Annotated in this window: 24 protein-coding genes and 1 riboswitch; of the genes, 15 read left to right on the top strand and 9 right to left on the bottom strand. The window is 71.3% G+C overall.

Annotation, left to right across the window (positions count from 1 at the left end; genetic code table 11):
* Positions 1-5 precede the first annotated feature (5 nt).
* From ABD817_RS04465 to ABD817_RS04455, 3 genes are all read left to right on the top strand, one after another.
* Positions 6-611: a TenA family protein gene (locus ABD817_RS04465; RefSeq protein ID WP_344915211.1), complete on the top strand. Its 606-nt coding sequence runs from the start codon at positions 6-8 to the stop codon at positions 609-611.
* 136 nt (positions 612-747) lie between these two features.
* On the top strand, positions 748-1,071 hold the full coding sequence (locus ABD817_RS04460) for a rhodanese-like domain-containing protein (RefSeq protein ID WP_344915209.1): 324 nt from the start codon (positions 748-750) through the stop codon (positions 1,069-1,071).
* Between the two features lie 68 nt (positions 1,072-1,139).
* Positions 1,140-1,278: riboswitch (TPP riboswitch) on the top strand.
* Complete coding sequence (locus tag ABD817_RS04455; protein WP_344915207.1) at positions 1,269-2,642, top strand: purine-cytosine permease family protein; 1,374 nt, start codon at positions 1,269-1,271, stop codon at positions 2,640-2,642. (Overlaps the previous riboswitch by 10 nt.)
* Before the next feature lie 22 nt (positions 2,643-2,664).
* Here ABD817_RS04455 and ABD817_RS04450 read toward each other — a convergent pair whose 3' ends face one another.
* Entirely contained in the window at positions 2,665-3,246 is a 582-nt protein-coding gene (locus tag ABD817_RS04450) for a methylated-DNA--[protein]-cysteine S-methyltransferase (RefSeq protein WP_344915205.1), read from the bottom strand.
* 125 nt (positions 3,247-3,371) lie between these two features.
* Between ABD817_RS04450 and ABD817_RS04445 the strand changes: the two genes are divergently transcribed.
* Together ABD817_RS04445 and ABD817_RS04440 are read left to right on the top strand one after the other, a co-directional pair.
* Positions 3,372-5,243, top strand: coding sequence for a sensor histidine kinase (locus ABD817_RS04445; RefSeq protein WP_344915201.1), 1,872 nt, complete (start codon positions 3,372-3,374; stop codon positions 5,241-5,243).
* Positions 5,244-5,400: 157 nt separating this feature from the next.
* Positions 5,401-5,850 (top strand): ATP-binding protein, encoded by a 450-nt coding sequence (locus ABD817_RS04440; protein ID WP_344915199.1) that lies wholly within the window; start codon positions 5,401-5,403, stop codon positions 5,848-5,850.
* A gap of 147 nt (positions 5,851-5,997) precedes the next feature.
* Here the strand turns inward: ABD817_RS04440 and ABD817_RS04435 are convergent, their stop codons facing one another.
* The 3 genes from ABD817_RS04435 to ABD817_RS04425 form a co-directional block, all read right to left on the bottom strand.
* On the bottom strand, positions 5,998-6,690 hold the full coding sequence (locus tag ABD817_RS04435; RefSeq protein WP_344915197.1) for a YidC/Oxa1 family membrane protein insertase: 693 nt from the start codon (positions 6,688-6,690) through the stop codon (positions 5,998-6,000).
* A 153-nt stretch (positions 6,691-6,843) separates the two neighbouring features.
* Positions 6,844-7,110, bottom strand: coding sequence for a DUF6412 domain-containing protein (locus ABD817_RS04430; RefSeq protein WP_344915195.1), 267 nt, complete (start codon positions 7,108-7,110; stop codon positions 6,844-6,846).
* Positions 7,107-7,274: a hypothetical protein gene (locus tag ABD817_RS04425; protein WP_344915193.1), complete on the bottom strand. Its 168-nt coding sequence runs from the start codon at positions 7,272-7,274 to the stop codon at positions 7,107-7,109. Before ABD817_RS04425 ends, ABD817_RS04430 begins: the two co-directional genes overlap by 4 nt.
* A gap of 129 nt (positions 7,275-7,403) precedes the next feature.
* Between ABD817_RS04425 and ABD817_RS04420 the strand changes: the two genes are divergently transcribed.
* Positions 7,404-8,099: a response regulator transcription factor gene (locus tag ABD817_RS04420; RefSeq protein WP_344915190.1), complete on the top strand. Its 696-nt coding sequence runs from the start codon at positions 7,404-7,406 to the stop codon at positions 8,097-8,099.
* Complete coding sequence (locus ABD817_RS04415; RefSeq protein WP_344915188.1) at positions 8,096-9,223, top strand: sensor histidine kinase; 1,128 nt, start codon at positions 8,096-8,098, stop codon at positions 9,221-9,223. The genes ABD817_RS04420 and ABD817_RS04415 overlap by 4 nt, the downstream gene beginning before the upstream one ends.
* A gap of 68 nt (positions 9,224-9,291) precedes the next feature.
* Here the strand turns inward: ABD817_RS04415 and ABD817_RS04410 are convergent, their stop codons facing one another.
* The gene (locus ABD817_RS04410; RefSeq protein ID WP_344915186.1) at positions 9,292-9,840 is read right to left on the bottom strand and encodes a hypothetical protein; all 549 of its coding nucleotides are present in this window, start codon (positions 9,838-9,840) and stop codon (positions 9,292-9,294) included.
* Positions 9,841-10,069: 229 nt separating this feature from the next.
* Here ABD817_RS04410 and ABD817_RS04405 point away from each other — a divergent pair, with 229 nt between their 5' ends.
* The 3 genes from ABD817_RS04405 (at position 10,070) to mptB (ending at position 12,979) form a co-directional block, all read left to right on the top strand.
* Positions 10,070-10,423, top strand: a complete 354-nt coding sequence (locus tag ABD817_RS04405) for an STAS domain-containing protein (protein ID WP_344915184.1) — start codon at positions 10,070-10,072, stop codon at positions 10,421-10,423.
* A gap of 49 nt (positions 10,424-10,472) precedes the next feature.
* Complete coding sequence (locus ABD817_RS04400) at positions 10,473-11,159, top strand: glycosyltransferase family 2 protein (protein WP_344915182.1); 687 nt, start codon at positions 10,473-10,475, stop codon at positions 11,157-11,159.
* A gap of 296 nt (positions 11,160-11,455) precedes the next feature.
* Entirely contained in the window at positions 11,456-12,979 is a 1,524-nt protein-coding gene (gene mptB, locus ABD817_RS04395; RefSeq protein WP_344915180.1) for a polyprenol phosphomannose-dependent alpha 1,6 mannosyltransferase MptB, read from the top strand.
* Here mptB and ABD817_RS04390 read toward each other — a convergent pair.
* A complete protein-coding gene (locus ABD817_RS04390; protein WP_344915178.1) occupies positions 12,861-15,281 on the bottom strand; it encodes a hypothetical protein in 2,421 nt (806 codons plus the stop codon). The two genes, mptB and ABD817_RS04390, sit on opposite strands and share 119 nt — an antisense overlap.
* Before the next feature lie 66 nt (positions 15,282-15,347).
* On the opposite strand from ABD817_RS04390, the gene ABD817_RS04385 reads away from it, so the two are divergent.
* The 3 genes from ABD817_RS04385 (at position 15,348) to serS (ending at position 19,443) form a co-directional block, all read left to right on the top strand.
* Positions 15,348-16,760, top strand: a complete 1,413-nt coding sequence (locus ABD817_RS04385) for a glycosyltransferase 87 family protein (protein WP_344915176.1) — start codon at positions 15,348-15,350, stop codon at positions 16,758-16,760.
* A gap of 359 nt (positions 16,761-17,119) precedes the next feature.
* The gene (pheA, locus tag ABD817_RS04380; protein WP_344915174.1) at positions 17,120-18,040 is read left to right on the top strand and encodes a prephenate dehydratase; all 921 of its coding nucleotides are present in this window, start codon (positions 17,120-17,122) and stop codon (positions 18,038-18,040) included.
* 140 nt (positions 18,041-18,180) lie between these two features.
* Positions 18,181-19,443, top strand: coding sequence for a serine--tRNA ligase (gene serS, locus ABD817_RS04375; protein WP_344915172.1), 1,263 nt, complete (start codon positions 18,181-18,183; stop codon positions 19,441-19,443).
* A 429-nt stretch (positions 19,444-19,872) separates the two neighbouring features.
* Here the strand turns inward: serS and ABD817_RS04370 are convergent, their stop codons facing one another.
* A complete protein-coding gene (locus ABD817_RS04370; RefSeq protein WP_012886943.1) occupies positions 19,873-20,076 on the bottom strand; it encodes a cold-shock protein in 204 nt (67 codons plus the stop codon).
* 236 nt (positions 20,077-20,312) lie between these two features.
* On the opposite strand from ABD817_RS04370, the gene ABD817_RS04365 reads away from it, so the two are divergent.
* Positions 20,313-21,113 carry an HAD family hydrolase gene (locus ABD817_RS04365; protein ID WP_344915170.1) on the top strand — a complete coding sequence of 267 codons (801 nt, stop codon included), beginning with the start codon at positions 20,313-20,315 and terminating at the stop codon, positions 21,111-21,113.
* Positions 21,114-21,254: 141 nt separating this feature from the next.
* Here ABD817_RS04365 and ABD817_RS04360 read toward each other — a convergent pair whose 3' ends face one another.
* Positions 21,255-21,767, bottom strand: coding sequence for a bacterial proteasome activator family protein (locus tag ABD817_RS04360; RefSeq protein ID WP_344915168.1), 513 nt, complete (start codon positions 21,765-21,767; stop codon positions 21,255-21,257).
* Positions 21,768-21,771: 4 nt separating this feature from the next.
* Positions 21,772-22,728, bottom strand: coding sequence for an NAD(P)H-quinone oxidoreductase (locus tag ABD817_RS04355; RefSeq protein WP_344915166.1), 957 nt, complete (start codon positions 22,726-22,728; stop codon positions 21,772-21,774).
* A gap of 116 nt (positions 22,729-22,844) precedes the next feature.
* Between ABD817_RS04355 and ABD817_RS04350 the strand changes: the two genes are divergently transcribed.
* On the top strand, positions 22,845-25,313 hold the full coding sequence (locus tag ABD817_RS04350) for a nucleotide-binding protein (protein ID WP_344915164.1): 2,469 nt from the start codon (positions 22,845-22,847) through the stop codon (positions 25,311-25,313).
* Positions 25,314-25,365 lie beyond the last annotated feature (52 nt).

Genomic DNA, 25,365 nt, shown 5'->3' with positions numbered 1-25,365 from the left:
GACCCATGAGCGTCTCTGAGGAACTGCACGCCATCGGCCGCCCGCTCGTCGAGGCACAGCTCGCCCACCCGACGGTGGCGGGCATCGCGCGGGGAGACCTGCCCGAGCCGGTGTTCCGGTCGTGGCTGGAGCAGGACTACCTGTTCCTGCTCGACTACGTCCGCGTCTTCTCGCGACTCGCGTGGCAGGCCCCGGACGGGCATCTGGGCGACCTGGTGGACCTGGCGCACGCCACCTTCCACGAGGAACTGAGCCTGCACCGGTCGCTGTCGGCCGAGTTCGGCGCCGACCTCGACGGGGCGAGGAAGGGCCCGGCCTGCGCGGCGTACACCTCCTTCCTGCTCGACTCCGCGGCCGTCTACGCCGACGGCCTGGCCGCGCTCTACCCCTGCATGTGGGGCTACTCCACGCTCGGCCGCCGCCTGGCGGAGAACCCGCCGGACGAGCCCCGCTACCGCGCCTGGGTCGACACCTACGCCCACCCGGCCTTCGCCGAGCTGACCGGGCGCGTCGCGGTGATGATCGACGAGGCGGCGCCGGATCCGGACAGGGCGGGGAGGCTGTTCGCCGAGGGGATGGCCCACGAACTCGCCTTCTGGGACGTGCCCTGACCCCACCCCGGTCCGGACGATTCAGCAAGGCCGAATGTGCTGAATTAGCCTGCTATCAAGGGAAATTGAAGGTCCGGATGAGGGCGTCCGAGTGGCTTTGCGCCCCATCCGGTGGAGGAGTTGGAACAATGGGCGCATGAGTGTTCCTGAGGTCGAGGCGCAGGCCGTGCCGGATGACGCGTTCCTGCTCGACGTACGCGAGAACGACGAGTGGCGTGCCGGGCACGCGCCCGGCGCCGTCCACATCCCGCTGGGCGAGCTGCAGTCGCGGGTCGACGAGGTGCCCAAGGGCGCGCCCGTCTACGTGATCTGCCGGGTCGGCGGCCGTTCCGCGAACGCCGCCGCCTGGCTCAACCACGTCGGCTGGGACGCGATCAACGTCGGTGGCGGCATGCGGTCCTGGGACGTCGCGGGGCGTCCGATGATCGCCGAGAACGGCCAGGACCCCTTCGTCGCCTGAGCCGTCCGAACCACGAGAGAGGGAGGAGAACCCTTGCCAAGGAGTGAATGAATGGCATAATCAGGGCGAATGTCTACCGCGGGAGCTCGGGCGTAACCGGGCTGAGAGGGCGGAACCACGCAGAGGGTCTCACGGACCCCCGACGCGCCGCCGACCGCATGAACCTGTCCGGGTAATGCCGGCGTAGGGAGCGCGTGATGACGTCTGCCGCCGTTGATTCCAAGGGTTCCGGCGATTCCGAGGACTCCGGGGCGGTCGAGGCGCCCCTCACCCTCGGCGAGGCTCCTCCCAAGGCCCTCGGCGTGTTCGACCAGGGCGCGCTCTGGGCCAACCTGGGGGTCAGCCTGCTCGGGTTCTCCGGTGCGATCACGCTGATCAACCCGCTGGGAGACCGGCCGCTGAGCTTCGTGGCCGCGATCCTGGCCGCCGTCGTGGGCAGCGTGATCGGCACCGCGATGGTCGGCCTGGCCGCGATTCCCGGGCAGCGGACCGGCGCTCCGGCGATGGTCCTGCTGCGCGGGCTGTTCGGGGCGAGGCTCTCCTACCTGCCGACCGTGCTGAACATCGTCCAGATGCTGGGCTGGGGTGTCTTCGAGCTGTGGGTCATCTCCCAGGGGGCCCAGGCCATCGCCGGATCCTTCGGGATCGAGGTGCCCTACGCGGTCTGGGTGGTGGTCGCGGGGGTGATCACCACCGCGCTGACCATCCGGCCGCTGGGAGCGGTCCGCCTGCTCCGCAGGTACGTCACCGCCGCCGTGGTGATCTCGATGATCTGGTTCATGGTCGCCCTCTTCCAGCGGGGACCGGCGATCGGCGGCGGCTCCTGGGAGGCGTTCGCCCCGTCGGTCGACTACGTGATCGCGCTGTCGGTCTCGTGGGTGCCGGTCGCGGCGGACTTCGCCCGCTTCTCCCGCTCCGGCAGGGCCGCCTTCACCGGGGTCGTCGGCGGCTACACGATCGCCCAGGTGGCCTGCCTGGTCCTCGGCATCGCGGCGCTCGCGCTGGTCGGCAACGACCCGGACCAGGTCTGGGACCCCTTCGTGGCCGCGGCGCTCGGCCCGCTGTTCTTCGGCATCCTGGTGCTGCGCGAGACCGACCAGTCGTTCGTGAACGTCTACTCCACCGCGATGTCGCTGCAGAACCTGATGCCCAGGCTGGACCGCCGGGTCATCTCCGTGGCCATCGGCGCGCTGGTCACCCTGCTCGCGATCTTCGTCACCGACCAGACCTACACCGTCTTCCTCGGCCTCATCGGGGCGGTCTTCGTGCCGATGTTCGCGGTGCTCGCCGCCGACTACTTCCTGCTCGGCGGCGCCAGGGGCTGGGACACCTCCGAGACCGCGCCCTCGCGCCCGCTCATGGTGCTCCCGTGGGTGCTGGGCTTCGTGACCTGGTGGATGCTCGCCGCGCTGCCGGTCGCCCCGGAGGTCGCGTGGTGGACCTCGTTCTGGAAGGGCGCCCGCGACGCGCTCGGCTTCGTCCCGCAGCCGTGGATGAGCGCGTCCGTCGGCGCGTTCCTCGTCGCGGGTCTCGTCACCCTGGGCCTCGGCGCGCTCCGGCGCCGCTCCTGAACGATGGCGGCCGTACGGCGGTCTACCCGCCGGTGCCGCGGGCCGAGGCGGTGGACTCGATGCGCAGCAGGCGCTCCTTGGCGGCCGAGCCTCCGGCGTACCCGCCGAGGACGTCCTCGCTCTCGACCACCCGGTGGCACGGCACGATGACGCACACCGGGTTGCTGCCCAGCGCGTTGCCGACCGCGCGCAGCGCCCTCGGCCTGCCGATCCGCTCGGCGATCTCGCGGTAGGTCGTCACCGTCCCGTACGGCACCGCGAGCATCATCTGCAGCACGGTCCTGGAGAACTGGGTGGCCAGGCGCAGGTCGACGGCGATCGTGAAGGCGCGGAGCCTGGCGGAGAAGTAGGCGTCCAGCTCCCGGCGGACCGGGTCGAGCCGCCGGGCGTCCGGCCCGATGAACGTGCCGACCTCCCTGCTGATCCGCTCGAAGACGACGTTCTCGTCCTCGTAGCTGCAGGCCACCACACCCCTGCCCGTCACGGCGAGGGTGAGGCGCCCCAGCGGACCGTCGAGCGTGCCGAACGCGATGTCGGGATGGCTCGTGCCGACATAGTCGGGCGAGGTCACCCGTAGCAATGCATCGATGTCGCCGGATGACATGGCCCCACCCTTTCGTATCCAGGTGTGTGGTGACCGCAGAGTATCGGACGGATCGCCCGGCCAGTGGCAACACGTGCGGGACGAAAGTGCCAAGATCAGGCTGGTTGAGACGGCACTATGGGTGTGTGGTGGACTACAGGGCCGACAGTGACGGGGGCATCGGCCGTGAGGTCGTCGCCGCGGCGCCCAACGCGATCGTCACCATCGATCGCGAGCAGAGGGTTCTCGCCTGGAATCCCGCCGCCGAGCGTCTTTTCGGCTGGTCGGCGGAGGAGATCGTCGGGCGGCGGGCGCCGGTGGTCCCCGAGGAGCTGACGGCCGAGCACAACGCGGTCCTGGAGAAGGTCCGCACCGGCGGCGAGGTCTCGCTGAGGACCAAGCGGTTCCGCCGCGACGGCGGCCTGCTCGACGTGCGGGTCGACACCGGCGCGCTGTCCTCGCCGGACGGCGCCCTCCTCGGTTACGTCAGCGTCTACCACCTGGCCCAGGACGACGAGACCGCCAACGACCGCAACGCCCGCCGGGCGCAGCTCGTCCGCAGGCTCACCGACGTGGTCGCCGACATCAACGCCGAGCTGGAGCTGCCCGCCGTGCTCGACCGGATCGCGGCCAGCCTCGCCGACCTGACCGGGGCCGACGCGGGCGGGTTCGTGCTGATCGAGGGTGACCGGCTCCGCCTCGTGGCCTGCCACAACCTTCCCGACTCGATGCGCGACTCCACCGCCGACCTGCGCCCCAGCCTGGTCGGCAGGCTGCTGCGCGAGGGCAGGACCATCCTGCTGGAGACCGGCGACCAGGACCGGCTGGACGAGCTGATCTGGTCGCGGCTGCCCGGCCTGCACACCATCGCGCTCGGCCTCGCGGCGACGGGCGGGCGGCCGTACGGCGCGCTGTACGCGCTGTTCGCCAAGCGCAAGGTGGGCCACCTGGAGCTGGAGCTGCTGGAGCTCCTCGCCGGTCACGCGGGCATCGCCGTGGGCAACGCGATGGCCTACCAGGAGGCGGTACGGCAGCGCGCCCACGAGCGGGCGGTGTTCGACGCCAGCGCCGACGGCATCGCGGTCCTCGACGGTACGGGCCGGGTCGTCCAGTGGAACCCGGCCGCCAGCGAGCTGACCGGTTTCCACGCCGCCGAGGTGATCGGCGGGCCGCCGCCGTTCCAGCTGCCGGGGCCGGGGGACAAGCTCAGCATCCAGCTGCCCTCGGGCACCTGGCTGGACGTGCTCTGCGCGGAGATCGTGGAGACGGACGAGATCGTGGTCGACTTCCGCGACATCACCCGCGAGAAGGAGCTGGAGGAGGCCAAGGACCTCTTCCTCGCCACCACCAGCCACGAGCTCCGCACGCCGATCACCGTGGTCCGGGGCTTCGCCAGCACACTTGACAGCCGCTGGGACAGCATGGCCGACGCCGAGCGCCGCGCCGCCGTGCACACCATCGCCGAGCGGGCCCGCTCCCTCGGCCAGCTCATGGACCACCTGCTGCTGGGCTCGCGCGCGGGGGCCGGCGAGCTCACGCTCAGGATCGAGAGCTTCGACCTGGCCGAGCTGGTACGGGCCGCCACGCTGGGCCTGCCGATCCTGTCGGACCTGCACCGGGTCGAGGTCGACGTCCCCGACGACCTGCCCCCGGTCGCGGGCGACGCGCTGGCCACCGACATCCTGCTGGCCCAGCTGCTGGAGAACGCCTTCAAGTACTCGCCGGACGGTGGCCTGATCAGGGTCGAGGCGTGGGTGGACGGCGACAGGGTGGTGCTGGTCGTGGACGACGAGGGCGTGGGCATCGCCCACGCGAGCCGGGAGCGCGTCTTCGAGCGCTTCGTCCAGGCCGACAGCGGTGACCGCCGCAGGTTCGGCGGGGTCGGCCTCGGTCTCTACATCGTGCGGAGCCTCGCGCGGGCCCAGGGCGGGGAGGTCTCGGCGCATCCGCGCCCCTCGGGCGGGACCCGGATGAGGTTGGCGCTTCGTATCGCCGACACGCCGGACGCCCTTACCTGATCGACACGCCGAACCGGTAACAAGTCAGTAACGGATGTGCTGATCTATTGTCGAATGTGCACAAGCTGTAATTGACGCTCGGTTTCCAAGACTATCTAACGGGGCATTTCGGTCGTACTGGGGTGAGTTCCTCAGGGGGGAACAGGCATACGGGGAGGTGAGTGCGTCGAGCGTCGTTCTGTTGCCGTATGCACCGTCCAGCGTCGCTGTCGCACGCCAACGCCTCTGCTCTGACCTGCAGGAACGGGGTGTGTACGAGACCGCCATCGATGACGCGGTGCTCGTGGTCAGCGAGCTGCTGAGCAATGCGCTGCGTCACGCCCACCCGTTGCCATCAGGGCAGATCAGAGTGTCGTGGCGCTGGACCGAGGAGCATGTCGAGGTCGCTGTGAGTGACGGTGGCGCCGCCACCGAACCGCGGGCGGGACGCCCGGCGCTCTCCTCCCTGGGAGGGCGAGGCCTTGGAATCGTCGAGTATCTCGCCTCCACGTGGGGTGTCAGACACGAGGGGGACGTCACCACGGTATGGGCGGTGGTCACGGCGGTCGACACGGTAGGTAACGGCCATGTTTCCACCCCCGAGCCCGCCCTCAGGGAGTGCGGGTAACGCTTCCGGCCGTTCCCGTCCCGCCTCACACCTCATGAGGCGGGACGGGAACGGCACCCCTTCGGCGGGAAAACCTCCGCCTTCACCTCCGGGACCCGATCCGGGGCCGGTACCCGCGTCGGTGACCAGCGTCGGTGACCGGGTGAATCAGGCGGCGAGTGCCGGGCGGTGCAGCACCGCCTTCTCCCCGGCCGCCCAGGCCGTCGTGACGAGGAGATAGATTCCCGCCGCCAGCGGCAGGACCGCGGCGGCCAGGACGGTCCCGTACGGCAGCAGGGGCATCATCCTGCGCAGCGCCGCGGGCTGGACCTCCTCGCCCATCGTGCGCCGCATCCGGCGGGACGTGATCCACGCCACGGCGACGAGCAGCAGGAAGAGCCCGGCGAAGACCAGGGTCGGACCGCTGAGCAGGCCGAATCCGGCCACCGTGCTCGCGAACTGCTGCCCGAGTGGCACCCCGAGGAGCCCGTGGGTCAGGAGCGCGTTGGCCTGCCCGGCGATCGTCGAGGAGATGAACACCTGGTACGTCACCATGAGGAACGGCATCTGCGCCATGGACGGCAGGCACCCGGCCAGCGGTGAGGTCCTCTCCCTGGCATAGAGGGCGGCCAGCTCCCGCTGGAGCCGCTCGGGGTTGCGGCCGTGACGCTTCCTGAGCCGCTGGAGCTCCGGTGCGAGGCGGACCCTGGCCCGCTCGCCCCTGGCCTGCATGACACTGAGCGGAAGCAGCAGGAGCCGGACGAGGACGGTGAACACGACGATCGCCAGGGCGGTGGAGCCCAGCGGCTCGGCGAGCGCGGCGATGAGGTCGGCGACGGACGCGATGACGGAGTCGAACATGGAAGGGCCCTTCTGAGCGGAGTGGAGACAGCGCAGAAGGCGCCCGCGAGGGGGGACCCGTACTCACGGGGTGCCTCCGAGCACGACGATCGCGTGCGTACGGGGCATGCCGGTCACGTGCGCGGAGCACGGGGGCGCGAGAGGTCGCGGGGGTTACGCGGGCGCCGGGCCCGCGGAGGGTGCTCTGGGCCGGGACCTCCCGGCCGCGTCGGGGTCGCGCTGCCGGACGAACATCGTCCGCCTGGCCCGATCGCGCCGGGACAGCGGCGACCGTGACGTCGTACCGGAGGTGACGGGTGCCGGGCGCAGCGCCCAGGCGAGCAGGAGCACGCCCAGCCCGACCACGGCGGCGGCCGTCAGGACACCGCCGCCGTCGAACATCCAGACCGCCAGGGTCTGGAGGGTGAGCAGCAGGTTCACTTCTTGAACTTCGCCACCGCGGTGACCAGGGCGACGACCACGAAGGCCACCACCGCCAGGACGAGCGCGAACTTCAGCAGCCCGAAGAGCGCGGGCAGCACGAACCCGAACACCACGTAGAGCGCGAGCAGGACGCCCAGAACCCCCAGCACGATACGACTCATGCGGTCCACCGTACGTCGGCAGGGGAAACGGCGGGGGCCCTGGTCATAACGATGGTCATAACGATCCAGTGCTTACGGACCGGTGACACGGCTTAGGGATCGTCCCCTCGCGGGCCTACCGTGGGGGCCATGAGCACGCGGATTCTGGTGGTCGACGACGATCCGATGGTGGCCGAGGTCGTGGCCCGCTACCTGGAACGCGACGGCCACGTGGTCGAGTGCGTCGGAGACGGCGCCGAGGCGCTCAGGCGCGCGCTGGCCGACCCGCCCGACCTGATGGTGCTCGACCTGATGCTTCCCAAGATGGACGGGCTCCAGGTCTGCAGGAAGCTCAGGGAGCGGTGGCCGGTGCCGGTGATCATGCTGACCGCGCTCGGCGAGGAGCTGGACAGGGTCGTCGGCCTGGAGACCGGCGCCGACGACTACGTCACGAAGCCCTTCAGCCCCCGGGAGCTCGCCCTGCGCGTGCGGTCCGTGCTGCGGCGCGCGCGCGGAGCCTCCCTTCCGGCCGGTACCGGCGTGCTCAGGGACGGCGAGCTGACGGTCGACGTCGGCGCCCACGAGGTGCGGCTCCGCGGCGACGAGATCATGCTGACCGCCCGCGAGTTCGACCTCCTCGCCCACATGATGCGCAACCCCCGCCAGGCCTTCAGCCGTTCCGCCCTGCTCGACCAGGTCTGGGGCTGGTCCTTCGGCGACTCGTCCACGGTGACCGTCCACGTCCGCCGCCTCCGCGAGAAGATCGAGCCCGACCCGACCGTTCCCCGGCGCATCGTCACCGTCTGGGGCGTCGGCTACCGCTACGAGCCGCTGGCGGAACCGTGATCCCCGAGATGCTGCTGATCGTCGCGGTCACCGCCGGGCTCGGCCTGCTGGTCGCGCTGGCCGGGCTGGGCGCGATGCGGCTGCTGCGCGAGCGGTCGATCGGCGTGATGCTCGCGGTGGTCGTCGTGGTGACCGTCGTGGCGACGGTGGGCGGCATCGTCGCCGTCACCCTGAAAATGATCATCGAGGGTACGTCGAGGGACATCGTGCTCAGCGTGGTCGCCGTGGGCGGCCTGGTCGGGCTGGGCGTCGCGACGGTGCTCTCGCGCCGGGTCGTGGCGGCGAGCCGCGGGCTCGTCGACGCCGTGCACGCGGTGTCGGCCTCGGGGGAGTTCACACCCCCCGAGGGGCTGCCCGCGGAACTCGGCACGATCGCCGGGAGCCTGGACCGGGCCTACCGGCGGCTGCGGCTCGGCCACGAGCGCGAGCGCGCCCTGGAGAGCGCCCGCCGCGAGCTCGTCGCCTGGGTCAGCCACGATCTTCGCACCCCGCTGGCGGGCATGCGGGCCATGGCCGAGGCCCTGGAGGACGGGGTGGTCGCCGACCCGGAGACCGTCGGCCGCTACCACCGGCAGATCCGCCTGGAGGTGGACCGGCTCTCGGGCATGGTCGACGACCTGTTCGAGCTGTCCAGGATCCACGCGGGGACGCTGCGCCTGTCACGCGTCCGGATCGGCCTCGGCGACCTGGTCGCCGACGCGCTGGCCGGGGTGGAACAGCTGGCCAGGGACAGGGGGGTGCGGCTCACCGGCGAGGCCGACCCGGTGGTCCCCGTCCAGGCCGACGCGGCCGAACTCTCCCGGGCGCTGCGCAACCTGGTGGTCAACGCGATCAGGCACACCCCGGGCGACGGCGCCGTCGTGGTCCGCGTCTCGGCCGAGGACGGCGTCGCCCGCCTGTCCGTCGCCGACTGCTGCGGAGGCATCCCGGCCGACGACCTGCCCCGCGTCTTCGACGTCGCCTTCCGCGGCGAGGCGGCCCGTACCCCCAGGGCCGACGGCACCGGGGCGGGCCTCGGCCTGGCGATCGCGCGCGGCATCGTCGAGGCTCACGAGGGGACGATCGGCGTCGTCAACTCCGGTCCGGGCTGCCGCTTCGAGATCCGCCTGCCCCTCTCCGCCTGAGCGGCCGTGTTCGGGCCGTGTCTGGACGGTCTGGCCTGGGCGGTTCGGTCTGGATGGCCGATGGGCGGTCAGCTCGCGCCGGTGCCGTTGGAGCCCGTGTTGTTCGAGGCGGCGCCGTTGGTGGTCGGTGCGGGTGGGACGAGGCCGTCGGGACCCTCGGGGCGCACGGAGACCATGAGGGTCATCTGCGCGCACTCGCCGCCCTCGGTGTCGGGCTCGACGTGCTGGCAGGAGGTCAGCCTCCTGGTGGTGCCGAGGGACTCCACCATCGCCCGGAACGTCGGGCACGGCCAGCGCCACATACAGCTGCGGCAGCGCAGGATCGGATGCGCCGCGTCGCTGGTGATGCCGCCCGCGTCGCGCGGCTGGTGCAGGTCGAGCAGCCTGACGCCGAGCGTGGCGAAGTCGAGGAGCTCTTCGCGCGCTCCCTCGAGGAAGTCGAGGTCCTCGGTCGACAGGCGGGTCCTGATCGGGACGTATCCCTCGTGGTTCACCAGGTCCCGCAGTGAACTCGCCGCGTCGCGCCACGAGGTGGCCCTGTCGGTACGAGTGATCATGGACTCCAGATGCTCCCGGAGCCGTTGTCGCTGGAGATCCTCAGGTAGGTCGGTGTTCATGGGTGCTTTCGAGCCCGTTTCTTGTCACTCAACGGCCGCCACTGACGTAGCGCAGCGACGATCGGGAGGTGCCGGGTCTCCTCCCTTTTCCGGCCAAGCCGGTGTTGCTTAGTGTCAAGCTTCGCGCACTCAGGGTTTCCATGAGGCGGAAACGGGGGACAAAGGGCGGACGACTCGGGTTGTTCAAGAGAACGTGACCAGCGGCTCTCGCGCCGCTAGTGTGCCCGCTGTGGAGCTAAAAGTCTCAACTCGATCTCATGCCGGGCACACCGTCGTGACCATCGTTGGCGAAATCGACCTATATACCGCGCCTCGCCTGCAGGCCGAGTTCACCCGGCTGCTTGGGCAGAGCCAGACCATGCTTGTCGTCCTCGACATGTCCGCCGTGGAGTTCTGCGACTCCACCGGCATGAACGTGCTGCTGTCCGCGCTCAAGCGGCTGCGCGAACGGGGCGGCACACTGGAGGTGGCGGCGCCCCGGCCCGCCGTCCGCAAGATTCTGCAGGTCACCGGCCTCGACTCCGTCTTCGTCGTGCACGAGACCATGCCGGAGAAGCTGCTGACCTCCGAATCCCAGGGATGACGTCCTTCCCACGGCTGATGCCCGGGAACTCCACACTCGGAGGTGTTCGATGACCGGCACGGCGGCGATCATTCCCGCCAAGGACGAGGGCGACAGGATCGGGGCCACCGTGGCCGCGGTCCTGGCGCTGCCCGGCGTCGATCTCGTCGTGGTCGTCGACGACGGCTCCGTCGACCAGACGGGGCGGGTGGCCAAGGCCGCGGGTGCCCGCGTCGTGCGGCACAGCCACAACCGGGGCAAGGCCGCCGCCATGGAGAGCGGCGCCCACGCCGTGCGCCAGCTCGACCGCGACGGTGAGACGCCCCGGCACCTGCTGTTCCTCGACGCCGACCTGGGCGAGACCGCCCGTACGGCCGCGCCGCTGATCGAGCCGGTCGCGGCGGGCGAGGCCGACATGACGATCGCCGTCTTCGTCACCCGGGTGAAGCTCGGCGGTCACGGGTTCGTCGTGAAACTCGCGCGCGAGGGCGTCGAGCGCGCCACCGGCTGGACGCCCGCCCAGCCGCTCAACGGGCAGCGCTGCCTGACCCGGGCCGCCTTCGAGGCCGCCCGGCCCCTGGCACACGGCTTCGGCGTGGAGACCGGTCTCACGATCGACCTGCTCAGGAAGGGCTTTCGGGTGCGCGAGGTCCCGGTCGAGATGGCACACCGGGCCACCGGCACCGACTGGAGGGCCCAGGTCCATCGGGCCAGGCAGTTCCGCGACGTCGCCCGCGCCCTCCTGGCGCGCCGTTAGCCCGTCACCCCGGTCGGGCACCCCGGGCCCGTTCGGGTTCCCCGGACGCCGTTGTCCCGTCAACCCGGCCGGGCACCGGCGACCTGTTCGGGTCCTCGGACGCCGCTGACCCTGCCTGTCGCTCGGGCGCCGTCAGTCTCGCCGCTCGCCCTGACCGCCGGGGGTGAAGCCGCCCCGCCTACCCTCGCGCCGCCGCTCGGCCCGCCAGTGTCGTACCGGGCATCGTGCCGGGCACGACGCCTGGCATCGTGCCGGGCTCGTGCCGGGCACCGTGCCGGGTGTGCTGGAATTTGCGGGTGACTCGGGATGCGTCGGTCCTCGACGAGAGGCGGAGTCCCGCCGGCGATACGCCGCGGGGGCTCGACGTCGCCGCGTTCGGAGCCGTGGGGCTCTCGGCGGCGACCACGGTCCTGATCGGGCTGCTGGGCCCCTCGGCGATGGTCCCGGAGCTGCCCGGACCCTCCTGGCAGCCCCCGTACTCGCTGGACGCCCACCCCGGTGCCCATCTGGTCGTCGCCCTGGGCGCCGTCGCGATCGTGCTGGGCGGGCTCGGGCTCGCCGCCGCGCTCAGGTCCCGGTGGGGGCCCGATCCCCGCTGGCTGCTCGCGGCGGGCTGCGCCGTGGCGGGCCTGCTCGCCTTCCTGCCGCCCTCCGGCTCGGCCGACCACCTCAACTACGCCGCGTACGGCCGCCTGGTCACGCTCGGCCAGGACCCGTACGCGATCACCCCCGCCACCCTGCCCGGTGACCCGGTCACCGGCGCGGTGGAGGAGTGGGCCGGTGTGACCAGCGTCTACGGCCCGGTCGCCACCGCCGTACAGGCCCTGGCGAGCCTCGTGGGCGGTGACTCGGTCAGGCTGACGGTCTTCGCGATGGCCGTCGTCAACGCGGCGGCGTTCATCGGTACGGCGCTGCTGCTGCACCGTTTCGCCCGGGGGGACGCGGACCTCCAGCGGCGGGCGGCGCTGCTGTGGGCGGCCAACCCGCTGATGATCTACCACCTGGCCGCGGGGATGCACGTCGACACCCTCGCCATCGCCTGCATGGTCGCCGCGCTCACGGTTCGCGGGGCCGCCTCGGGGCTGCTGCTCGGGGTCGGCATCGGGGTGAAGCTCAACGCCGGGCTCGTCGCCCTCGGACCGGCGTGGGAGCTGCGCCGCTCGCCGGGCAGGCTCGCCGTGGTGGCGGGGACCGCGACGGCCACCGTGGTGGCGATCTACGCCGCCGCCGGGCCGCACGTGCTCGACCAGGTGAGCGCCGCCAGCAGGAAGGTCTCCCTCGCCACCCCCTGGCAGCTCGTCAAGGTGGGCTTCCAGTCGCTCTTCGGGCCGGGCGCGTACTCGGCCTGGATCCAGATCGGGTCCCTGCTCCTGATGGCCTGCCTGGCCTGGCTGCTGCTGCGGGCATCGGGGGCGCTGCGGGCGCCGGGGACGCCGGGGACGCCGGGAGCGCCGGGGACGCCGAGGGCGCTGCCCGTCGACACCGCGCCCGCCGTCGCCGCCGCGATGGTGGTCGCCTGGCTGTTCGCCGCCCCGTACGCGCTGCCCTGGTACGACGGGCTTGCCTTCGCGCTGCTGGCCATGGCGTCCTGGCCCGCGCTGGAGGCGTTCATGGTGGCGAGGGTCGTCGTGCTGTCGCTGGGCTACCTCCCGGCCAGGGAGGCGCTACGGCCCGACGACCTGCTCTGGACGAAGACCCTGCTCAGGGAGGCGGTGGTGCCGTGGACGCTGCTGGCACTGACGGTCGCCCTGGGGTGGTGGGCGGCGAGAGCCGGACGGCGCGCACGCAGGCGGCCAGCGTCAGCGGCACCGCGACCGTGAGCGCCATGGCCGGGATCGCGATGCCCGAGTCGTTCATCAGGAAGCCGATCAGCGCGCAGGCCAGCGCCCCGATCAGCCCGGCGCGCAGCGCGGGCGCGAGCGCGTAGGCCCGGCCCAGGGCCGAGGCCCCCCACCGCGACGGGCGGTCGAGCACCAGGAACAGGAACGCCAGCGCGACCAGCGTGAGCAGCGACAGCGACCAGTTGCCGACCGTGACCCCGATCATCGCACCGAACTTGCGGCCGACCACCGTCCAGGCCTCCCCGTCCAGCACCTGCTGCACGAAGGCGCCCAGGTGGGTGCGCCGGTCGGCGGGCCGCAGCCAGTCGAACACCGCGATGGCGCCGATCAGCAGGCCGCCCGCCAGGCCGACCAGGACCAGCCTGACCGGCGAGACCCGCCCGCCGGACAGCAGGATCAGGAAGACCGCGACCCCCACCAGGAACGCCGGGACCCCGCCGAAGTCGGCACCCCACGCGGGCCAGCCGTCGGCGAACACCGCCAGCCCCCCGTACGCCGCGCACACCGCGAGCGCGAGCGCCCGCCGTCCCTGTGAGATCAGCCACTGGGCGACCCCGGCGAGGGTCAGGATCGTGCCGGCGGAGTAGACGGCGAAGGCGATGTTGCTGAAACCGTAGAAGCGCCCGCCGGTGACCGGCTCGTAGCCGGTGACCGCGTTCACCTGGAGCGCCGAACCGGTCATCACGTCGGCCAGCAGCGTCACCGAGGTGACGGCGGCGACCACCGTCAGCGGCCCGAGCGGATGGGCCCGCCACGGCCCGGCGAGCGCCACCCCGGCGACCGCACAGGCGAAGCCGAGGATGGTCACGATCACCCAGACCATCGGCGCGGGCAGGCTCCACCAGGGGACCAGCTGCGCCAGGAAGGTGGCGACCGCGATCGCCCCGCTGACCACGGCGACGACCCGGACGGCCGTCAGGGCGCGGGAGCCGCCCCAGCCCCGGCGGATCGCGACGGCGGCCAGCAGGTAGAACAGGATCTGCACCGCCACGAACACCGCGAAGAACGGCCCCCTCACCTCGCGCAGCACCTGGCTCGCCAGGTCGTCATCGGCCAGTTTCCCGGCCGTCGCCGCGACCGGCTCCCCGCTCGGCACGTCGCCCAGCCAGGCACGTCCCACGACCCCGTTGGGGATCTTCAGGTCCAGCAGGCCGATCGCGGTGGCGGTCAGGTCGGTGTTCGTGACCAGGCCGTCCTGGCGGGTGGAGGTGGCGGTGAGATAGCCGCGCGCGTACGTTCCCCCGTCGGGGGACGGGCCCCGGGCGATCGCCACGTGCAGGTGGGGCGCTACCGAGGTGTCGGCCAGGCCGCCGACCAGGACCGTGATCCCCGTTCCCGACGCCACGGCTCCGGGGGCCGTGCCGTCGGCGCCGCTGGTGCCGTTTGTGCTGTCGGCGCGTTGCGGGGGCAGGCGGTCGAGGACCGCGCCCACCACGCGGTCGGCCCTGGTCGCGGCCTCCCGCCTGGCCTGGGCGGTCATCGCGACCGGGGCGCCGTCCGGGGCGCGGGCGCCACCGGTCCAGTCCCTGGCGAGGTCGTCGGCCTCGACCACGATCAGTCCGTACGGGGACAGGTCGCCCAGTTCCTCGACGCTCGCCGCGTATTTCCCGATTTTTCCGGACTTGTCGGCGGCGGCGAGTGCGGCTCCCGGCCCGACGGCCGCCACCTTCAGGCCCGCTTCGGCCGCGAGCCCGCCCAGCTGCCCGAGAACCGGCCGGTAGGAGGTGGTGGCGTTGAAAGCGGACATTTCACCCCAACCGGGCACGCTCGCCCCGCCGCCGGGGGTCGCCTCCGGCGTGCGCGGGGGTTCGCAGCCCGTACCGGGAGCGCCCGCCCGCTGGCCGGCCGACAGCGTCAGCCAGCCCGCCACCGGGCACGTGATCCCCCGCTCGGGCGGCGGGACCGCCCGGGTGGACATGGACGCGGACCCGCCCTCGCCCACCAGTTTCCACAGGTTCGGGGTCCGCACCCGGTCCAGGTCGCTCCACTCCAGGCCCGGTACCCCGACGATCACGACTTTCCCGGGAAGCATTCTCGCCTCGGTGAACATCTTCGCCGAGGCGCCCGTCGTATCGGTACCGGAGGCACCCGGAACACCGGCGGCGGCGAAGGCCCTCGGGGCGCCCGGGAGGCCGAGGAGGACGCAGACCAGGACCGGCAGCAGGATCAGCAGGGAGGCGGCGGCCGACGCGGTCCCGGCGACCCGGTGGAGCGCCGGTCGTGTCACGGTCCCCCCGGCGGCCGGGCGCGCGGGCCCGTGACCGCGGTGTGTCGAAGCCATCCGGTTCCCCCTGTCCGTACCCGTCGGGCGGCCACTTTTCCCGGCCCCACGGTAACCTGCCTGCTCGTGAGGACTGGCGAGGCGACCACGACCGGGCGGCGCCCATGGACATGGCTGCCATGGCTGCCGTGGCTGCCTGCGTCGCTGCTCGTCGCCGCCGCGGTGGCCCCGCTGGTGCTCTACTGGCTGGGCAATGTGGACGACCAGCGCCTGGTCGACCTGGATGTGTACCGTACCGGCGGAGCGGCGGTCCTGGAGGGCCGGTCCGTCTACGGCTTCGTCACGCCCGCGCCGCAGCTGCTGCCCTTCACCTACCCGCCGGTGGCGGCACTGCTCGCCACGCCGCTGGCGGCGGTGTCGTGGACGGCGGCGCAGTGGGCGTGGACGGCGTTGATCTTCCTGACGCTGGCGATCACCGTCTGGCTCTCCTTCCGCGCCGTGCTCGGCCTCCGCGTCGTGCCCAGCGAGGCGGCCTCCGCGCCTGGAACACCGGGCGTACCGGGAGCGCCGGGAGCGCCGGATGTCGTTCCCGGCACGCCCGGCGGGGAGTCGGCGCGCACGGCGCGGACACTTCAGGGCGTACGCGCCCGGCTGGGCGGGACGGGTGCGGGCCCGCTGTGGACGCCCCTGCTGTTCGCCGCCCTGATGATCGCGTGCACCTACCTGATGCCGATCAGGGACCAGGTCCGCTTCGGCCAGGTGGACATCCTGCTCGTCGCGCTCTGCCTGGCCGACTGCGTGGCCCGGCGCCCGGTGTGGCCGCGCGGCATGCTGATCGGCCTGGCCACCGCGGTCAAGCTCACCCCGGGTGTCTTCCTGATCTACCTTCTCATCGCGGGTTTCGGGCCCGGCGCGAGGCGGGAGCACCGCGGGACCTTCCTCGTGGCCGCGCTCACCGCCGCGCTGCTGACCCTGCTGCCGTTCCTGGTGATCCCGGTGGACGCCGCCGACTTCTGGTTCCGCGCGCTGCTCGACCCCGAGCGGCTCGGCGCCAACGCCGCGACCACCAACCAGTCGATGCGCGGCATGCTCATCCGGCTCTACCTGCCCGACGTGCTGACGAGCCTGCTCTGGGTGGCGCTGGTCGCCGTGGTCGCCTGGTACGGCTTCCGTTATGCCCGCAGGGCCCTGCTCGACGGGCATCTCGTGACCGGGGTCGCCCTGGTCGGGCTGATGGCCGTACTGCTGTCGCCGGTCGCCTGGATCCACCACCTGGCCTGGGTGGTCGTGGTGCTCGGCGCGCTGGCCGGTGACGGGCGCGACCCGGTCAGGCTCCGGGTGGCCGCCGGGGTCTGGCTCTACTACGTGCTGCCGATCCCCTGGTGGGGCGTGACGATCAAGGCGGCGGAGATCCCGGTGCTCAGCCCCGTACTGGGCAAGATCGTCCAGAACGGCTTCGGGCTGGGCGCGCTGGCCCTGGTCTGGTTGCTGGGGGTATGGCTGCCCAGGCGGAGAGCGGCGTTCCGGGCGCTCCCCTGACAGGACACGGCCGCTGACGCGAAGTGGCCTTCGAAGGTGCCCGAGCGAGAGGGATCCCGGACGCGGGGCGGCTTTCAGGGGAGCTGGGCGAGTTTCAAGGGGAGCCGAGCGAGAGCGGTCCCGGACAAGGGAGAGGCTTCGAGAGGACGGCCCGAGGGAGAGCGGTCCCGGACGCGAGAGGGGCTTCGAGAAGACGGCCCGAGCGGCAGAGGCTCCCGGACGCGAGGCGGCCCCGAAAAGATGATCGGCAAGCGAAAAGCCTCTGACATGGAACGACTTCGAGTGATCCGGTCGAGATCAGCCGTATCGGGAGGTAATCGTGCGCACATTTTCTGACAGTCGCCGGATACCCTGAGGGCATGCCGAAACTCGCTTACCTGGGACCGGAGGGGACTTTCACCGAGGAAGCCCTGCGCATCCTGGCGCCTGAGGCCGAGCGCCTGCCGAGCCCGAACGTCACCGCCGCCCTGGAGGCCGTCCGGCGCGGCGAGGCCGACGGAGCCGTCGTCCCGATGGAGAACTCGCTCGAAGGCGCCATCACCACGACCCTTGACGAGCTCGCCCGGGGTGAGTCGCTGCTCATCACTGCCGAGCTGCTGCTCCCCGTCGAATTCTCGCTCCTGGCGCGTCCCGACACCGAGATCGGCCACATCAAGAGGGTCTTCACCCACCCGGCGGCGATCACCCAGTGCCGCAACTTCATCGCCCGCGAGCTGCCCGACGCCGTGGTGGTCGCCGCCCCGTCGACCGCCGCCGCGGCGCAGGAGGTCGCGCTTCCCGGCTCGCCGTACGACGCGGCCATCGCCGCGCGCATCGCCGGTGAGCACTACGGCCTGGTCGAGCTCGCGGCCGGGATCGGCGACCGCACCGACACCGTCACCCGGTTCGTCCAGGTGTCGCGTCCCGGTCCGCTGCCCGAGCCGACCGGCGCCGACCGCACCTCCCTGGTCGTCTTCCTCGCCGACGACCACCCGGGCGCGCTGCTGGAGATGCTGACCGAGTTCTCCGTCCGAGGCGTCAACCTGTCCCGCATCGAGTCACGGCCCACCGGCGACGGCATCGGCCGCTACTTCTTCCATTTCGACTTCGAGGGCCACGTCGCCGACGCCCGCGTCGGAGAGGCGATCTCGGGTCTCCACCGGATCTCCGCCAAGGTGCGCTTCCTGGGCAGTTACCCGCGCGCCGACGGTCTCTTCCCGCAGATCAAGCGCGGTACGAACGACGGTGACTTCACCGAGGCCGCCGAGTGGCTCGGCAGGATCCGCACCGGCCAGGTCTGATCGTCACCCGCCCGCGAGCCGACGCGGGAGCACGCGTATGCCCGCCGAGGATGTCCCGCCGGGCGGGAAACGGACGCCACGGGGGCGGTCCCGGTTAATCCGGGCGCGGGCCCGAGCCGTACATCGGTAGCCTTGTGGCTGTGATTGACCTGCGTACCCTTCGTGAGGATCCCGACCGGCTACGGGCGTCGCAGCGTGCCCGCGGTGAGGACGACTCTGTCGTCGACACGCTGCTCGACCTCGACGAGCGGCGGCGCGGCGCGCTGAGCCGCTTCGAGACGCTCCGCGCCGAGCAGAAAACCGTCGGCAAGTCGGTCTCCCGTGCCTCAGGGGAGGAGAAGTCGACCCTGCTGGAGCGGGCGAAAGACCTCTCCGCGCAGGTCAAGTCCGCCGAGGCCGAGGCCGAGCGGTTCGGCGCCGAACTCGGCGAGGTCCTCTACACGGTGCCCAACCTCGTGGAGGAGGGGGCTCCCGCCGGAGGCGAGGACGACTACGTCGTGCTGGAGGAGATCGGCGAGAAGCCGTCCTTCGGTTTCGAGCCCAAGGACCATCTGGAGCTGGGCGAGCTGCTCGGCGCGATCGACATGGAGCGCGGCGCGAAGGTCTCCGGCTCGCGCTTCTTCTTCCTGAAGGGTGTCGGCGCCCGGCTGCAGCTCGGGCTGCTCAACATGGCCATGCAGCAGGCGATCGAGGCGGGCTTCGTCCCGATGATCACGCCCGTGCTGGTCAAGCCGGAGTCGATGAAGGGCACCGGCTTCCTCGGCGCCCACGCCAGTGAGGTCTACCACCTGCCCGACGACGACCTGTTCCTGGTCGGCACGAGCGAGGTGCCGATGGCGGCCTACCACGGCGACGAGATCCTCGACGGTTCCGCGCTCCCGTACCGCTACGCGGGATGGTCCTCGTGCTTCCGCCGCGAGGCGGGCTCGTACGGCAAGGACACCCGGGGCATCATCCGGGTCCACCAGTTCGACAAGGTCGAGATGTTCTCCTACGCCCGTCCCGAGGACGCCCACGCCGAGCACCTGCGCCTGCTCGACTGGGAGAAGGAGATGCTGACCAAGGTCGAGCTGCCCTACCGGGTGATCGACACCGCGGCCGGAGACCTGGGGTCCTCGGCCGCGCGGAAGTTCGACTGCGAGGCGTGGGTGCCCAGCCAGGGCCGCTACCGCGAGCTCACCTCGACCTCCAACTGCACCGACTTCCAGGCCCGCCGCCTCGGCGTCCGCTTCCGCGACTCCGGCGGCAAGCCCCAGCACGTGGCCACCCTGAACGGCACGCTGGCCACCACCCGCTGGATCGTCGCCATCCTGGAGAACCACCAGCAGGCCGACGGCTCCGTCGTGCTCCCCAAGGCCCTGCGCCCGTACGTCGGCCTCGACGTGCTCGAACCCGTCAAGTAACCCGATCACGGAGAAGGCCCCGCCACCCGGCGGGGCCTTCGTCGCGTCCGCCCCTGACGCTTCGGCTCCTCCGTCGTCGTGGCCGCGCTCACCCCGGCGCCCGCACGGCTCGTACGCCCCGCCGCCGGACGGGCGGGTTCGGTCCCGCGCGCCGATGATGTCCCGCACGTGGCCGATGCGTCCCACACGTGATGGTGTGTCCCGCACGTGATGGTGTCCCGCACGTCCACAGCCCCGTGAGAGGCCGGGAGGCGGTCATCAGGGGAAGATCCGCCACCGCCGTGGCCGAAGGCCTCACGATCGCTCTCAGGGCGGAGCATCCCGGTCGCCTCTTGGAGAACCCTGGCATCCCGGGTGCTTCGGAAAAGGAGAAGGCGGGGTTCGCTAGAAGCGAACCCCGCCTTCCGGTTCAACCAAGAGGTCTATGCGTCAGACGGCGCGGACCTGCGAGGCCTGCGGGCCCTTCTGGCCCTGGGTGATCTCGAACTCGACCCGCTGGCCGTCTTCGAGGCTACGGTAGCCGTTGCCCTGGATCTCGGAGAAGTGCACGAACACGTCCGGTGCACCGCCGTCCGGTGCGATGAAGCCGAAGCCCTTTTCAGCGTTGAACCACTTGACGGTTCCCTGAGCCATTAAAGCTCTCCCTCAGGATTTGAAACTTTGGGATTCACACCTCATGAACCCCATGTGTCGTACAGCGGGCCCCGGGGTGGCTCAGTCAAACTGGTTTTCACAACGGGATTCAGCTAATACAACGCCATCACATCTAACACTATCCGGCGCAGGCGTGTTCCCGCCATGAGGAAGATTCCTCGGACCGGATCCGGGTGCCGACACGTCGGCCATCACAGTGCACACTGGGACGTGTTATGCAAAGCCCCAGGCTGGTCGCCACCGACCTCGACGGCACCGCTCTGCGCTCGGACGGCACCGTCTCCCCCCGCACGGCCGCCGCTTTTGCGCTTGTGGAGAACGCCGGGGCCACGCTGGTCTTCGTGACCGGCAGGCCACCTCGCTGGATGCACATGGTCGCGGGAGCGGTACGCCACCGTGGGCTGGCCATATGCGCCAACGGAGCCCTCGTCTACGACCTGCACAGTGAGCGGATCGTCAAATCCCACCTCATCCACCCGGACGTGCTTGAAGAGGTGGTGAGGCGCCTCCGCGAAAAGGTTCCCGACCTCGCCTTCTCCGTGGAATACGAGGGTGGATTCGCCCACGAATCGGACTTCAGTCTCGGAGGGTGGGACAGTGAGGCGGTCACCGGACTCCGTGTCGGAACGGACACACTCACCTCACGGCCCTGCGCCAAACTTCTGGCACTGCATCCCAGAATGGACCCGGACATCCTCCACGCGGCGGTTTACGGGCTGGTCGGCGACCTTGTCACCCCCACCCATTCCAGCGGCCGGGCACTGATCGAGATGAGCGCGCACGGTGTGACGAAGGCCTCGGCTCTCGCGCATCTCGCGATGACGCTCGGTATCGCGGCCGAGGAGGTGATCGCCTTCGGTGACATGCCCAACGATCTTCCGATGCTCCGATGGGCCGGCACCTCGTACGCCGTCGCCAACGCCCACCCGGAGGTGCTGACCGCGGTCGATCACGTGACCGCGGCCAACAACGACGACGGGGTCGCCGGAGTCCTTGAGAAGCTCTACAGACCGTGAGGAACCCCACAGACACGGGCCCCGCGGCAGCCTCGTGAGACGCGGGTCCCGCGGCAGCCTCGTGAGCGGGCGGTGGCCCGCTCCCAGTGGGCTCGCGGGCGCCCACAGGCAGGGGCCCACGCTCAACGGGGTCGCGGGCGCCTACAGGTAGGGGCCCGCGTTACCGCCGGGACCCTCCTGCTGCTGGAGGGACATGCCGCCGGGCAGGGCCCTGCGCATGTTCTCCAGCTGGGCGCGAGCCGCCATCTGCTGGGCGAACAACGTGGTCTGTATGCCGTGGAACAGCCCCTCGAGCCAGCCGACCAGCTGCGCGTGGGCCACCCGGAGCTCCGCCTCGCTGGGCGGGGTGCCGTTGACGTCCTCGGTGAACGGCAGTGAGAGCCGTTCCAGCTCATCGACCAGCTCCGGCGCCAGACCGTCCTCAAGCTCCTTGATGGAACTCTCGTGGATCTCCTTGAGCCGCTTGCGGCTGGCCTCGTCCAGCGGAGCCGCGCGGACCTCCTCAAGGAGCTGACGGATCATGCTGCCGATGCGCATCACCTTGGCGGGCTGCTCGACAAGGTCGGCGATGGACCGGCCCTCGCCCTCCTCCTCGCCCTGGGAGCCCTGGGGACCCACGACCACGATGTGCGGAGTGCTCTCCTCAGCGTTCATAGCCTCAACTTACTAGCAGGATTTTCCCGATGTGTTCTCCAGACTCCAGGATGCGGTGGGCCTCGGCCGCGTCGCTCATCGGCACCCTGGCGTGCACCACGGGCCGGATCGCCCCGGCGTCGATCAGGGGCCAGACGTTGTCCACGACCCCGCGTACGATGACCCCCTTCTCGTCGACGGGCCGGGAACGCAGCGTGGTGCCGTACACCGAGGCCCGCTTCGCGAGCAGGGCTCCCAGGTTCAGCTCGCCCTTCACACCGCCCTGCAGGCCGATCACGACCAGCCGCCCGCCCGTCCTGAGAACCTTGATGTTGCCCGGAAGGTACTTGCCACCCATGATGTCGAGGATCACGTCGGCCTTGACCCTCTCCGCGAAGTCCTCCCGCCGGTAGTCGACGCCCTCGTCGGCACCCAGCTCCAGGCAACGGTCGATCTTCTCGGGGGACCCGGCGGTGACGACCACGCGCGAGCCGAACGCCTTCGCCAGTTGGATGGCCATCGTGCCGATACCGCTGGCACCGCCGTGCACGAGGAGGGTCTCGCCCTTCCGCAGGCGCGCGGTCATGAAGACGTTGGACCAGACCGTGCAGGCCACCTCGGGCAGCCCGGCCGCCTCGACCAGGTCGACGCCCTCCGGCACCCGCATGACCTGCTGCCAGGGTACGGCGACCTTCTCCGCGTACCCGCCTCCGGTGAGCAGGGCGCACACCCGGTCGCCCGGCGCGAACCCCTCGACGTCCGGGCCCACCGCCCCGACCACGCCGGAGCACTCCATGCCCGGGTACGGCGAGGCGCCGGGGGGCGGGTCGTAGAGGCCCTGACGCTGCAGCGCGTCGGCCCTGTTGACCGCGGATGCGACCACGTCGATGATGACTTCGCCGCGTTCGGGCAGCGGGTCGGGAACCTCCCGCCACGTCATGACTTCCGGTCCGCCTGGTTTATCGATCACGATGGCGCGCATGGATCAAAGGTATCCGCCGAGCCCCAACTTGGTGGTTGCTCGCGTTGACAGGAACACAGGGCGTTAACCTGCTATGTGTTTGCTGCCCTTTTATGCCCATCCCGAGGGGGAACACGGTGGCAAGACACGATCGTGAGGAATCTCTCGAGGAACAGCTCGCGTGGCTTGACGCCATCAAGGAGCAGGAGGAGGAGGCGCCCGCCCTGGCGGTGAAGGCCACCGCGGTGGACGACGCCGTCGTCTCGCCGTACCCGAAGGACCCCTGGAGCCTGGTCCCGACCGAGCCCGACACGACGTCCTCGCCGCTGTTCCGCGCGGCCGTCGACTCGGCTCACCCGGACACCGACTCCCCGGTCTCCCCGGTGGAGGACGCCGACGCGGCCGAGTGGATGGAGGCCTCCGACACGGTGAGTTCCTTCACCGTGCCCGCACCGGCCTCCGGCAAGCAGGACAACGACGGCTTTCTCGCGCCGCTCAAGCCCCTGCCGCGCCAGGAGCCGTCCGACACCGGCGACTACGGTCTCGCCGACTTCACCGAGCCGCACATCCGCACCCCGTTCGCGGCGCCCGCCCAGGAACCGTCCCGCGGCCTGTTCGAGCAACCCCAGCGTCCGGCGGAGCCGTCCTCCGCTACCCCTGCCTCCGCTGCCGCCTCTGGCTCCGCTCCCGCTCCCGCGACGGACGAGTCCTCCGATCTGGAACCGCTCAAGCCGTCGTCCTCGGACACCGAGCGGTTCACCTTCGGCAGTACGGAGTTCGGCGGCACCGACTCCGACCGTTTCTCCTTCGGAAGCGGCGGCACGCGATCCACCTCGGGCGGCAAGGACTTCTCCTCGACCAGCGGAGACTTCTCCACCGGAACCACCGGAAGCACCGAGGCCGACCGGTCCCCGTCCGGCACGCCCGGCTCCGGCACATCCGGCTCTGGCGCGTCCGGCTCCAGTGCGTCCGACGACGGCGACCGGTTCTCGTCGGGTGCCACTGAGGCCGACCGCTTCCCCGCCGTCGGCGCGGAGCACGACCGGGACCGCGACCGTAAGATCTTCGAACCCTTCGAATCCTTCGAACCCACGGTGACGTCGGCGACGTCACCGGTGACGAAGGAGTCGCCCAGGCAGGCGACCGAGCGCTTCGAACCCATCTCCGCCCCCGTCCCCCCGTCCGGCCCCGTCCCCCCGTCCGGCCCCGTCTCCCCGTCCGGCTCCGCCCACTCCAGCCCCGTCCCCTCGTCCGGCCCCGAGCCCGAGCCGGAGTCGTTCCGGGCCCCGGAGTCCTTCGGCGTCGACAGGCCCGAACCGGCCGTGTCGCCGAAGCGTCCCTCCACCTCGGGTGCGTTCGGCGCGGAGTCCACGTCGAGCTCCTTCGGTACGGAGCGCTCCAGCTCACCCCCGCCACCCGCTCCTTCCGGGTCCTCCGGTTTCGCCGCCTTCTCCGGTCCCACGGCCTTCGCGCCGGGCCGGGACGCGTCCCCCGCCCCCGAACGGGAGACCGCCGCACCCCAGGAGCGCGCGGAACGGGAGAGTCCCTTCGCCCCCGGGCGGGACGCGGCCGAACCGGCGAAGGAGCCGTACCAGGCACGCCGCCGCCAGACGGCTCCGGCACCCGCCTTCGGCGCACCGGCCAGACACCAGCCTCCGGGCACGGCTTCCCGGCAGTCCGCCGACAGCCTGGATCCGGAGTCGCTGCTGAGGGGCCGCCGCAACGCGCCCGCCGGAGGCTGGCGGAAGCTGGTCTACAAGGCGTCGGCGGGGCTGATCAAGCCGGGCGAGTCCCCGGAGGTCCGCCGCCGCAGGGAGCTGGTCGGCCGCGCACGCACCCCGGTGGCCACCGGCCACCACCGCGTCGCCGTGCTCAGCCTCAAGGGCGGTGTCGGCAAGACCACGACCACGGTCGGCCTCGGCGCCACCCTGGCCCAGGTACGCGGTGACCGGGTCATCGCGGTCGACGCCAACCCCGACCGGGGCACCCTGTCGGACAAGGTTGAGCTCGAAACCTCCGCGACCGTCCGCGACCTGCTCAACGAGCGCCAGCAGATCAAGAGGTACGTCGACATCCGGGCCTTCACCTCCCAGGCCCCGTCGCGTCTGGAGATCCTCGCCTCCGACCGGGATCCGTCGGTGTCCGAGGCCTTCAGCGCGGCCGACTACCAGTCGGTCTCCCAGGTCCTGGAGAACTTCTACTCGATCTGCATCACCGACTGCGGCACCGGCCTGCTCCACTCGGCCATGTCCGGCGTGCTCGGCCTGGCCGACCAGCTCGTCCTGGTGAGCTCCCCCTCCGTGGACGGCGCCCGCGCCGCCTCGGCGACCCTCGACTGGCTGGAGGCCCACCACTACGAGGAGCTCGTCCGCTCCGCGACCGTGGTGCTCTGCAGCGTCCGCCCGCGGTCGAAGTCGACCGTCGACCTCGACCGCCTGGAGGCTCACTTCGCGGCCCGCTGCCGCGCCGTCATCCGCGTCCCCTACGACCCGCACCTCGAGGAGGGCGCGGAGATCGACCTGGAAAGGCTCCAGGCCGGCACCCGCGAGTCCTACCTCCGCCTGGCCGCCTCGGTCGGCGACGGTTTCGCCGGTCCCCAGCCCTGATCCACCCCGGCGGGCGTCACCTCTCCAGATTGGAGCCGTGGCGCCTGCCGGG

It is taken from the genome of Streptosporangium oxazolinicum (assembly GCF_039537505.1).
Taxonomy (GTDB): domain Bacteria; phylum Actinomycetota; class Actinomycetes; order Streptosporangiales; family Streptosporangiaceae; genus Streptosporangium; species Streptosporangium oxazolinicum.
This window is presented reverse-complemented; position numbering and strand designations above follow the sequence as displayed.